Genomic DNA, 11,149 nt, shown 5'->3' on the forward strand with positions numbered 1-11,149 from the left:
AGATCGACGAGACCACGCATGAGGCGCAGGTCTGGCCGCGCGACGATCCCGAAAAGATGGACCGCTGGATGACCGCCGGCCCGCCCACGCCCGCGCAGCGCGCGGTGATGCAGGGCCGGCCCGATCCGGGCTTTCCCGAACTGCGGTCGAAGGCACGGGGGGCGGCGTGATGCACTATGGCTATGACGGATGCGTGGCCGTTGTCACGGGCGGGTCCTCCGGCATCGGGCTGGCGACGGTGCGGCTGCTGTTGGAAAGCGGCGCGCGGGTCGCTTTTTGCGCCCGCAACGAGAACCGGCTGAACGACGTGGCCGCCGTGCTGCGGCGCGACTTCGGGGCCGACAATGTGCTGACGGCGGCCTTTTCGGTGCTGGACAAGGAGGCGGTGAATGATTTCGCCTCACAGGTGCGGGCCCGGTTCGGCACATGCGATCTGCTGGTCAACAACGCGGGGCAGGGGCGGATCTCCTCCTTCGCGGATACCAGCGATGACGACTGGCGCGCGGAATACGAGCTGAAGCTCTTTTCACAGATCCTGCCCCTCCGCGCCTTCCTGCCGATGCTGCGGGAGGCAGAGGGCGCGGTCGTCGCCGTCAACTCGCTGCTGGCCTACCAGCCGGAACCGCATATGGTCTGCACCTCTTCGGCGCGGGCGGGGGTGCAGAACCTGCTGAAGTCGCTTTCCGTCGAACTGGCCCCGCAGGTGCGCGTCAATTCCGTGCTTATGGGGCTGATCGGATCGGGCCAGTGGACCCGGCGGTTCGCCGAGCGCGAGGACCAGTCCGTCAGCCGGTCCGAATGGTACGGCGCGCTGGCGCGCAAGAAGGGTATTCCGCTGGGCCGACTGGGCGAGGCCGAGGAAGCCGCCCATGCCATCGCCTTTCTGGGGTCGCGCGCGGCCAGCTACATCACCGGTTCACAGCTCGAAGTTTCGGGCGGCCTGTCCCGCCACATCTGAGGAATCCAAGACATGAAACACGATCCCATCAACAAGACCGATACGGTCGGTGATTTCATCGCCCATTACCTTGCAGAGATCGGCGTGAGCACGATCTTCGGCGTGATTTCCATCCACAACATGCCCATCCTCGACGCGGTGGCGCGGCAGGGGCGGATCCGCTTTGTTCCCGCGCGCGGCGAGGCGGGGGCGATGAACATGGCCGACGCCTATGCACGGGTGTCGGGGGGGCTTGGCGTCTGCATGACCTCGACCGGAACGGCCGCCGGAAATGCCGCCGGAGCACAGGCCGAGGCACTAACGGCGGGCAGCCGGGTGCTGCATATCACGACGCAGGTGGATCTCGGCTATGCCGACCGCGACCGCGCGGCGATCCACGACGTGCCGCGCCAGCCGGAAATGCTGCGCGGTGTGTCCAAGAAGGTGCATCGCATGTGGGACGCGAACGGCGCGGTGGGCGCGCTGACGGCGGCGGTATCGGATGCGCTGTCGGCACCCAGCGGGCCGGTCAGCCTTGAAATTCCGGTGGACGTGCAGCGCGCGCCCGCAGCCCAGATGGCATCCGTCCATGCGCCGGTGGCGGTGGCGCCGGTGGCCGCGCAATCGGCGGTCGAAGAGATGGCCAAGCTGATCACCCGCGCCAAGCGTCCGCTTGTCTGGCTGGGCGGCGGCGCGCGGGGCGCGGCGGAGCAGGCGCGCGAATTGATGCGCCGGGGCGTGGGTGTCGTGACCTCCACCAACGGGCGCGGCGTGGTGTCGGAGGAAGAGGCGGCGAACCTCGGGGCTTTCAACATGGGGCCGGATGCCGCCGAACTTTTTGCAAGCTGCGATCTGATGCTGGTCGTCGGCTCCCGCCTGCGGGGCAACGAAACGCGCAACAACAAGATGCCGCTGCCGCGCCCCCTGTTGCAGGTCGACGCAGACGCCGCACAGGGCGGGCGCAACTACCCGGTCGATGTCTTCGCCCATGGCGATGCCGCCGATACCCTGCGCCGCCTGCTGGATCTGTTGCCGGAACAACTGGAGACCGACGCCGGGCTGCGGTTCGATATCGCCCGGCTGCGCGCCCAGGCCGAGGGCCGGCTGCGCGATCAGTTGGGCCCCTACAGCGTCGTGGCGGAGGCGATCAACAGCGCCGTCGGGGCAGGGGGCAACGCCTGGGTTCGGGATGTGACGATTTCCAATTCCACCTTCGGCAACCGCTATGTCCGCCTTTCCGATCCCCGGCAGGGGGTCCATGCGCTCGGGGGCGGTATCGGGCAGGGCGTGGCTATGGGGATCGGCGCGGCGCTTGCCTCCCCCGGGCCGAAGGCGATCACCCTTCTGGGTGACGGCGGCACGATGCTGGGTCTGGCCGAGATGATCACGGCGGTCGATGAAAACGCGCCGCTGGTCTATGTGCTGATGAACGATCAGGCTTACGGCGTGATCGAGAACATCCAGGATGCGCAATACGACAGCCGCCGCCACTATTCCAAGGTCGCGGTGCCGGAGTTCGGGGCCTTCTGCGGCTCGATCGGGATGCCGCATGTGAAGGTCGGCGATGTGGATGATTTTGAACCCGCCCTGCAGAAGGCGCTGAAGGCCGATGGCCCGCGCCTGATCGAGGTCGACATGTGCGCCATCGGGCCCTTTGCCGAAGCCTTCGCAGGCCCGCCCGCGGGTGCCGCGGGCAAGAAGGAGTAGCCCATGCACCTCGGTCTCGTCGGATATGGCAACATCGGGGCGGCGCTGCTGGCGCTGCTGACGCCACAGGATGCGGCGCGGGTGACGATGCTGGTCCGACCGGGCCGTGCCGTCGATGCCCCCGGGGTCGACACTGTGGAGACGGTCGAGGACCTGATCGCAGCCCGCCCCGATCTGCTGGTGGAATGCGCGGGGCATGAGGCGGTGCGTGACGTGGCCGTGCCCGCGCTGGAGGCGGGGATCGATGTGGTTGTCGTCTCGGTCGGGGCGCTCAGTGACGCGGGGTTGGAGGACGCGGTGCGGCAGGCCGCCGAAAAGGGCGGGGCGCGGGTCATCCTGCCCCCCGGGGCCATCGGCGGGATCGACCTGCTGGCGGCGGCCGCGGCGGCGGGCGATCTGGAGGTGACCTATACCGGCACCAAACCGCCTGCGGCATGGCGCGGAACCCCGGCGGAAGACAAGCTCGATCTGGACGCGCTGCGCGAAGCGGCGGTGATCTATGCCGGCACCGCGCGCGAGGTCGCACAGGCCTTTCCGAAGAACGCCAACGTGGCGGCGACGCTGGGGCTGGCGGGAGCGGGTCTGGACGCGACGCGGGCCGAACTGGTGGCAGACCCCGCCGCGGATGGCAACCGGCACGCGTACCGCGTGCGCTCCGCCCTGGGGAGTTTCGAGGTGCGGATCGACAACAAGGCCTCGGCAGGGAACGCCAAGACAAGTGCGGCGACGATCTATTCGGCGCTGCGCGAAATTCGAAACCGCAAGGGACCGATGGTGATCTGATGAAAATGGAACGAGATATCCTGCCCTCCGGCGCTTTGTTCATCGGCGGCGAATGGCGTGAAGGGCGCGGGGGGCAGATTACGTCGATCTTTCCCGCCGACGGCTCGGTCAACCGGGTGCTGCGCGGCGCCTCCCCGCAGGATGGGGAGGAGGCCATCGCCCGGGCGAAGGCGGCCCAGCCCGCATGGGGGGCGCTGAAACCGCACGAACGAGCGCGCGTTCTGCTTGCCGTCGGCGACGGGATCGATTCCAACGCGGGCCGTATTTCGCAAATCCAGTCGCAGGACACCGGCAAGACGCTTGCGGAAACCGCCGCGCTGGCGGCATCGGCGGCAGCCACGTTCCGCTATTTCGCCGCCGTGGCTGAAACCACGGATGAGGAGATGACCGCGCAGCGCGGCGGCGCGCTGACGCTGTCGGTGCACGAACCGATGGGGGTGGTGGCCGCGATCACGCCGTGGAATTCACCCATCGCGTCGGATGCGCAAAAGCTCGCCCCCGCGCTGGCGGCGGGCAACGCGGTGATCCTGAAACCCGCGTCATGGTCGCCGCTCACGGCGCTGGAACTGGCGCGGATCGTGGATGAGGCGGGGCTGCCGAAGGGGCTGCTGGCCGTGCTCCCCGGCTCGGGCCGCGAGATCGGTAACCTGCTGGTGGAACATCCCGACATCGCCAAGGTCAGCTTTACCGGCGGCACGGCGACCGGGCGCGCGTTGGCCGAAAAGGCCGGGCGCAAGCTGATGCCGGTGAGCCTCGAACTTGGGGGGAAATCCCCCACCATCGTGTTCGACGACGCGGATATGGAGGTGGCGCTGGCGGGGATCCTCTTTGGGGTGTTTTCCTCCACCGGGCAAAGCTGCATCGCCGGGTCGCGGCTTTTCGTGCAGCGCGGCATCTACAATGAGTTCGTAACCCGGCTGGTCGCGGCGACCAAGCGGCTGCGGGTGGGGCACCCCTTTGCCGAAGGCACGCAGGTCGCGCCGCTGATCCATCCCGACCACCGCAAGGAGGTGCAGGCCCATGTGGCGCAAGCGCTGGAGGATGGCGGCAAGCTGCTCTGCGGCGGTGAGGCGCCGGAGGGGCCGGCCTACGAAGGCGGCAGCTATTACCTGCCCACCATCATCGAAGGATTGCCCAACGACGCACGCCTCTGCCGCGAGGAAGTATTCGGCCCCGTCTTGGCGGTGTTGCCGTTCGACGATGAAGGCGATGTGATCGCGCAGGGCAACGATAATGAATACGGGCTGGCCTGCGGGATCTGGACCCGCGATTTCCCGCGCGCATGGCGGGTGGCGCGGGCGATCCGGGCGGGCACGGTCTGGGTGAACACTTACAAGCAATTCTCGATCTCCACCCCCTTTGGCGGCGACGGTGCCAGCGGCATGGGGCGCGAGAAGGGGCGGCAGGGGATGCGCGCCTACATGCGGCAAAAGGCGATCTACACCGATCTGACCGGCGCGCCCCATCCGTGGGCCGCGGACGTGGTGGGCCCGTCATGACCGGGCAGATCGCGATCATAGGGGCGGGGCCATCGGGCTGCTTTCTGGCGCAGGCGCTGCTGAAGTCAGACCCGGCGTTGCAGGTCGACCTGATCGACCGGTTGCCGGTGCCCTACGGGCTGGTGCGCTACGGGGTTGCGGCGGATCATCAGGGCACCAAGGCCGTTTCCCGCCAGTTCGCGCGGCTTTTCGAACGGCAGGGTGCGCGGTTCTTCGGCAATGTGAGCATCGGGTCGGACGTGACGCTCGACGATCTGCGCGGCGCTTATGACGCCGTTGTCCTTGCGGCGGGCCTCTCGGCGGACCGGGCCTTGGCGGTGCCGGGCGGCGATCTAGGCGGTGTGTTCGGGGCGGGCAAGCTGACCCGGGCGCTTTATGAACACCCCGAAGCCGAGGCGCTGCCCCAGCTTGGCCCGCGCCCGCTGATCGTGGGGAATGGCAACGTGGCAATCGACCTGCTGCGGCTGCTGGCCAAGACGCCTGAGGAACTGGAAGGGTCCGACCTGGGGCACAGCCCGACGGACTGGCTGGCCGCAAGCGGGATCGAGGAGATCACCATTACAGGGCGCTCCCCGGCGGCGGCGGCCAAGTTCGACACGGTGATGATCAAGGAACTGGGCAAGCTTGGCGGGGTGACGATCCGGGTGCTGGGGGCGGGTGAAACCGACGATCCGCAGGCGCGGAAAAAGCTCGAAGCGCTGGCCGCGCTCGAAGAGGGGGAGGGGCCGCGCCGGATCACCTTCCGCTTTGGTCTGACCCCGATTGCCGTGGAGGGGGACAGCCGCGCCGAGGCCGTTCGTTTTGCCAGCGACGCCGGGGAGGAGGTGCTGCCTTGTTCATCCGTGCTGACGGCGATCGGCTTTGACGCACCGGGCGACCTGCCCCGCGACCTTCTGCTGGCGGAGGAAAGCGAAGGCAAACTGGCGGAGGGTCTTTACGCGACCGGCTGGTTCCGCCGGGGGCCGCGCGGCACGATCCCCGACAACCGGGCCGACGCGAAGGAACTGGCCGAACGCATCCTGACCGAGATTGCGCCCGACACAACCAAAACCGGCGCCGCCCTGCTGGGGGCGCTGCCCGACACCACCGACTATTCCGGCTGGTCCCGCATCGACAATGCAGAGACCGCCAACCCGCCACCCGGCCGCTGCCGGGTCAAGATCACCACCCGCGAGGACATGCTGCGCCTCGCCAGAGAGGAGGAAACGCAATGAACATCAACGTGCTTTACGGAACCGAAACCGGCAACGCCGAGATGCTGGCCGAGGATATCGCCGCCGAACTGGAGGCCAACCACGAGGTCACGGCCATCAACCTGTCGGACTTCGATCCGGCGAATTTCGACGCGGATACCCTCTACCTGCTGGTCTGCTCAACCTATGGCGACGGAGAGCTGCCCGCGTCGGCCCAGCCCTTTGCCGAGAAGCTGGAAAGCGAGCAGCCGGACCTGACCGGGGTGCATTTCGGCATCTTCGGGATGGGCGACAGCGAATATGAGGAGACCTTCAACGGGGGGCCGAAAACGCTCGCGGAACTGATGATTGCCCGGGGGGCGAGCCAGCTGGGCGACCGTATCGCGCATGATGCCTCGGGTACGGACATGGCCGAAGACATCGCCTTTCCCTGGGCGGAGCAGATCGTCGGCATGGCCGATGAAACGATCGGCCAGGCGGCGTGACACAGAGCGCAGAGATACGCGACCGGCTGACCCGCGCATGGCGACATGGCGACCATGCCGATTTTCGCGGCATCATATGCGAAGAGCCGCTGGATCTGTCCGGCGTGGCGCTCGACGGGGTGGATTTCACCGGGGCGCGCTTTGCGGCGGGCGTGGATGCGCGGGGGGCGCGGTTCGACGGGCTGGCGTGGTTCCGCGATGTTGCGTTCGGCGGGCCGGCCCGGTTCGACGATGCCGTGTTCATGAACGACGCCCGGTTCGAAGGCGCGGATTTTTCCGGCCATGCAAGCTTTCATGGGGCCGAGTTCCGTGGGATCGGCCGGTTCGACGGTGCGCATTTCGCCGCCGGGGCCGACATGGGGGCAACCACCTGTTACGGGAACTTCTCGCTTCAGTCGGTCGACGGGCGGGGCGCCTTCACCTTCGGGGGCAGCGAATGGCTGGGCGGCCTGTGGTGCGACCGCGCCCGCCTGCCCGGAGAGGTCGATCTGGCCGAAACCCAGGTGCATGGCCGCCTGTGGCTGCGCGGCGCCCGGCGCGGGAACGCGGCGCTTGAACCGGAGGATTTCGGCATGTCCTTCGGCTACAGCTACATCTGATCGGCGGACCAGCCCCGGTAGCCGAGAGCTTCGGAAATATCCTGCGCCGCGGCCCTGAGCGCGGTTTCGATCGGCCCGAGTTGCGGCGAACCCTCTGCGAAGATGCTGGAATGGCCGGTGACGTTGATCGCCGCCACGGCTTCGCCCCGGTGGTCGTAGACAGGGGCCGCCGCCGAGCCGATTTCGGCTTCGAAGTTCGCGACGCTCCATGCCATGCCGCGGCTGCGGTCATTGGCCAGTTGTTCCAGCAGAGCGTCGAGAGAGGTGCGGGTTTTCGACGTGAAGGCTTCGAGCGGGTGGTCGGCATAGAGCGCGCGCACCTCTTCTGCCGGGAGTTCGGCCAGCAGGATGCGCCCGATGGTCGTGGCGTGCGCGGGCAGGCGGGTCCCCTCGCGCACGGTGCTGGCCAGATGGGACACCGGCGTTTCGCGCGCGAGATACACGATTTCATGCCCTTCGCGCACGCCCAGATGCGCCGACAGCTTCAGCGCGGCCACTAGCCGTTGCAGCACGGGCCGCGCGGTCGGCACGATCCCGCGATCGTTCAACGCTTCGGCGGCGAGCGAGATGAGCCCCGTGCCCAGCCGATAGCCGCCTTCGTGCGGCAGCGCCTCGATCAGGCGCTCCGCCTCCAGCGTGGCAAGGATACGCACGAGCGTGGTACGGTTCACCCCCGTCGCCTTCGAAACCTGACTGATATTACCGCACCGGTTCCCCGCCGCGATATAGCGCAGCACCCGCAGCGCGCGGACGACAGGTTGGACGGAATATTCGGGGGTCTTATTTTCGGCCATGGGGCATGTTTCATATTTTGCGCAGAATGTTCAATTGTGAACTTCTTGGTCAGCAACACAGGTCCCGCGTCAAGCGATATCTTTCCGCAGTCGGGGCCGGGGGCTTTGACAAATCGGCTTCTGGCGTCGTGCGGTCACGGGTAATATGATCCATGGAAAGAGATAGCAGCGGGCTTGCCCCAAAGGGTGGCGGGCCAACATGTGCGGGGATGGCCGGATGATCGAGAGCCAGGGCGAACGCGTGCGCCAGCCGCAACGAAAGCGCGGTGTGATCCGGTTCGAACATTTGCTCGACGCCACCGAAACGCTTTTGACGAAATGGCCCGACAGCGACATCAGCCTCGCGCTTGTGGCGAAGGAAGCGGAAGTGCCGCTGCCGTCGATCTACCATTTCTTTCCCAACAAGGATGCGATCCTTGTGGCGCTGGCCCAACGGTATCACGCCCAGCTTGCGGAAATGGCGCGCGCGCCTCTCGATCCGCCGCCTGCGGGGTGGCAGGACATCATCCGCAGACGCCAGCAGAGCGGCGTGCGGTTCCTGAACGATCATCCTTCCGCGCTGAGGCTTTTCATGGGGGCCGGGGTCAGTGCAGAGGTGCGCACGCTCGACCTGCAGGGCAACGCGAGGCTGGCCGAGATACGCGCCGAAGAGTTCCGGCATTGGTTCGACTGCCGCGGCATCGCGGATCTGGAGACGCGCCTGGCCGTGTCGATCGGGGTTATGGATGGGGTCTGGGCGATTTCATGGTCGCAGCATCGTCGCCTGACGGATCATTATCTGGAAGAGAGCATCCGCGCCTCTGTCGCCTATCTGCGGTGTTACCTGCCGGAGATTCTGCCGCGCCGGTCCTGAGTCAAAGTTAGCAAAACTAATTATCACTAACTTTTTGTTTCTTGCCTGAGGCGCCCGCCCGGCAAACTGGGAATTTGACCGCAAAATCCCCGGATAGGCCCCAATACCTTGGCGATCATTCCCGTTTTCGGGGAAGGTAACAGCGTAGCAACTGGCCACGAATACCCACTATGCGGTCAAATTTTCTGTCGCTAACCTGAATACAGCGCCGCCGGGCCGATGCGTTCAGGCGGGCGTAATGCGCCGGTCGGGGATCCCGGTACCGGCAAAGTCGCCACCAGGGAAAGGAAAGTGAAAATGACAAAGACCTTCTTGCCGAAGAGGACCAGCTTGCTCGTGACGGCGGCCGGTGCGCTGCTGGCTGCCACGCCATTGGCCGCGCAGGATACGCTGGTCATCGGACGGTCGATGGACGTCAACTCGCTCGATCCGGCGCGGGCCTTCTGCGACACCTGCCAGATATATCTGACGGCCGTTTACGAACCACTGCTGACCCTCGGCGAAGACAACCAGACGCTGGTGCCGAAGCTCGCCACAAGCTGGGACAACAACGAGGACTTCACGGAATTCACCTTTCAGCTGAACCCCGATGCCGTGTTTTCCGATGGCAGCCCGGTGGAGGCGCAGGATGTCGTGTGGTCCTTCGAGCGTCTGCGCAACCTCAAGGGCTCTCCGTCGTTCCTGATGGATGGCACGCAAAATATCGAAGCGGTCGATGCCAAGACCGTCAAAATCACCGTGGATGCGCCCAATTCGGAATTCCTCAACAAGGTGTCGGCGCCCTATACCGGCATTCTGAATTCCGAAGCCGCAATGGCGGGCGGGGCCATCGGCGATGAAACCGCCGACACGGCGGACGGGGCCGAAGGCTGGTTCCTCGAGAACTCCGTCGGCAGCGGGCCGTTCGTTCTGTCCAACTACGCGCCAGAGGACGAACTGCGCCTGTCGCGCAACGATGCCTACTACGGCGATGCGCCTGCCTTCGACGAAGTGGTCATCACCCAGATACAGGATTCCGTCAGCCAGGCGCAGGCGCTTGAAACCGGATCGGTCGACATTGCGATGCAGCTTGATGCGGATACCGCCAAGGCGCTCGACAATCCCGATGTGGTGACCGAAATCGTGCCGTCCTTCAACTTCATCTACTTTGCCTTCATGCCCGGATCGGAAGCCATGAAGGACAAGCTGACGCCGCAGGTGCGCGAGGCGCTGACCTATGCGGTGGATTACGACGGGATGATCGAATTCACGGTGGGCGGCAACGGCAACAAGATCGCGGCCCCCATTCCCAACGGCTTCCCGGGGACGGCGAACCTGACGCCGCGCAGCCAGGACGTGGAAAAGGCCAAGGCGATGCTCGCGGAAGCGGGGGTCGGCGACGGGTTCACGATGGAGGCGGTCTATCCGAACGACAACGTCTATGGCGTCGATCTGAACGTCATGATGCAAAAGCTGCAGCAGGACTTTGCGCAGGTCGGGGTGGATGTATCGCTCAAGCCTGTCACCTACCCGGTCTGGCGTGAGGACATGGCCAATGGCCGGGCCGACCTGACGGCGGTCTACTATGCGCCGGACTACTACGGTTCGGGCCAGTACGCGGCCTATTTCGGCATGACCGATGGGTCGACCTGGGTGCAGCGGGCGGGCTACAATTCCCCCGAAACGGTGCTGAACCCGGCGCAGGGCGAAATCTATGCCGAAGCGCTGGCCGCCTCTGGTGACGCAGCCGTCGCCAAGTACGAAGAGCTTGCCAAGTCGATGATGGCCGACAATGTCATCATCCCGGTGGTGAGCCCGAACCTCGTTCTGGCCTATCGCAGCGATATCGAGGGCGTGCGTTACAGCGCCTGCTGCAACCTGCCGCTTGCCGAAATCTCGCGCAAGTAAGGGGGGCCGCCATGCTGCGCTATATCATACGCCGGATTTTGGGAGTGCCCTTCCTGCTCCTTGGCGTGGCCAGCGTGGCGTTCATCCTGTCGCAAAGCACCAAGGGCGACCCCCTGTCCGCCCTGGTCCCCGAGCGGATGATGAACAACCCCGAGATCGTGGCGGCGGTGGAGGCGCAATGGGGCCTCGATCAGCCGCTGCCCGTTCGCTACGCGATCTATATGAAGAACCTCGTGCAGGGGGATATGGGCACATCGTTCAACACCCGCCGCCCCGTCGCCCGCGACATCGCCGAACGGCTGCCCGCCACGCTGGAGCTGGTCTTTGCCGCGATGATCGTCGGCACCACGCTGGGGATGGGGATCGGCCTTTTGTCGGCGCAGTTCCGGCATACGATATTCGACAACGCGGC

General features: G+C 66.1%; 11 protein-coding genes. 10 read left to right on the top strand and 1 reads right to left on the bottom strand.

Annotated elements, in window-relative coordinates:
• The first annotated feature begins 169 nt into the window (after nucleotides 1-169).
• From A3728_RS10740 to A3728_RS10770, 7 genes are read left to right on the top strand one after another with little or no spacing between them, the layout of a single operon-like run.
• Nucleotides 170-958: an SDR family oxidoreductase gene (locus A3728_RS10740; RefSeq protein WP_067923310.1), complete on the top strand. Its 789-nt coding sequence runs from the start codon at nucleotides 170-172 to the stop codon at nucleotides 956-958.
• A 12-nt stretch (nucleotides 959-970) separates the two neighbouring features.
• A complete protein-coding gene (locus A3728_RS10745; protein WP_067923313.1) occupies nucleotides 971-2,644 on the top strand; it encodes a thiamine pyrophosphate-binding protein in 1,674 nt (557 codons plus the stop codon).
• 3 nt (nucleotides 2,645-2,647) lie between these two features.
• Nucleotides 2,648-3,427: an aspartate dehydrogenase gene (locus A3728_RS10750; RefSeq protein WP_067923317.1), complete on the top strand. Its 780-nt coding sequence runs from the start codon at nucleotides 2,648-2,650 to the stop codon at nucleotides 3,425-3,427.
• The gene (locus A3728_RS10755; protein ID WP_236630466.1) at nucleotides 3,427-4,926 is read left to right on the top strand and encodes an aldehyde dehydrogenase; all 1,500 of its coding nucleotides are present in this window, start codon (nucleotides 3,427-3,429) and stop codon (nucleotides 4,924-4,926) included. Before A3728_RS10750 ends, A3728_RS10755 begins: the two co-directional genes overlap by 1 nt.
• The gene (locus A3728_RS10760) at nucleotides 4,923-6,140 is read left to right on the top strand and encodes an FAD-dependent oxidoreductase (RefSeq protein WP_067923320.1); all 1,218 of its coding nucleotides are present in this window, start codon (nucleotides 4,923-4,925) and stop codon (nucleotides 6,138-6,140) included. The genes A3728_RS10755 and A3728_RS10760 overlap by 4 nt, the downstream gene beginning before the upstream one ends.
• Nucleotides 6,137-6,604, top strand: a complete 468-nt coding sequence (locus tag A3728_RS10765) for a flavodoxin domain-containing protein (protein ID WP_067923323.1) — start codon at nucleotides 6,137-6,139, stop codon at nucleotides 6,602-6,604. Before A3728_RS10760 ends, A3728_RS10765 begins: the two co-directional genes overlap by 4 nt.
• On the top strand, nucleotides 6,601-7,203 hold the full coding sequence (locus A3728_RS10770) for a pentapeptide repeat-containing protein (RefSeq protein WP_067923327.1): 603 nt from the start codon (nucleotides 6,601-6,603) through the stop codon (nucleotides 7,201-7,203). The genes A3728_RS10765 and A3728_RS10770 overlap by 4 nt, the downstream gene beginning before the upstream one ends.
• On the opposite strand, the gene A3728_RS10775 is transcribed toward A3728_RS10770, so the two are convergent.
• Nucleotides 7,194-7,997 carry an IclR family transcriptional regulator gene (locus A3728_RS10775; RefSeq protein ID WP_067923330.1) on the bottom strand — a complete coding sequence of 268 codons (804 nt, stop codon included), beginning with the start codon at nucleotides 7,995-7,997 and terminating at the stop codon, nucleotides 7,194-7,196. The two genes, A3728_RS10770 and A3728_RS10775, sit on opposite strands and share 10 nt — an antisense overlap.
• 217 nt (nucleotides 7,998-8,214) lie before the next feature.
• Between A3728_RS10775 and A3728_RS10780 the strand changes: the two genes are divergently transcribed.
• From A3728_RS10780 to A3728_RS10790, 3 genes are all read left to right on the top strand, one after another.
• Nucleotides 8,215-8,850 (top strand): TetR/AcrR family transcriptional regulator, encoded by a 636-nt coding sequence (locus tag A3728_RS10780; RefSeq protein WP_161487209.1) that lies wholly within the window; start codon nucleotides 8,215-8,217, stop codon nucleotides 8,848-8,850.
• A 297-nt stretch (nucleotides 8,851-9,147) separates the two neighbouring features.
• A complete protein-coding gene (locus tag A3728_RS10785) occupies nucleotides 9,148-10,737 on the top strand; it encodes an ABC transporter substrate-binding protein (protein WP_067923336.1) in 1,590 nt (529 codons plus the stop codon).
• Nucleotides 10,738-10,748: 11 nt separating this feature from the next.
• The coding region (locus A3728_RS10790) for an ABC transporter permease (RefSeq protein WP_150120732.1) at nucleotides 10,749-11,149 on the top strand (401 nt) is incomplete at its 3' end.

Source organism: Sulfitobacter sp. HI0040, assembly GCF_001634885.1.
In the GTDB taxonomy this organism is placed as follows: domain Bacteria; phylum Pseudomonadota; class Alphaproteobacteria; order Rhodobacterales; family Rhodobacteraceae; genus Sulfitobacter.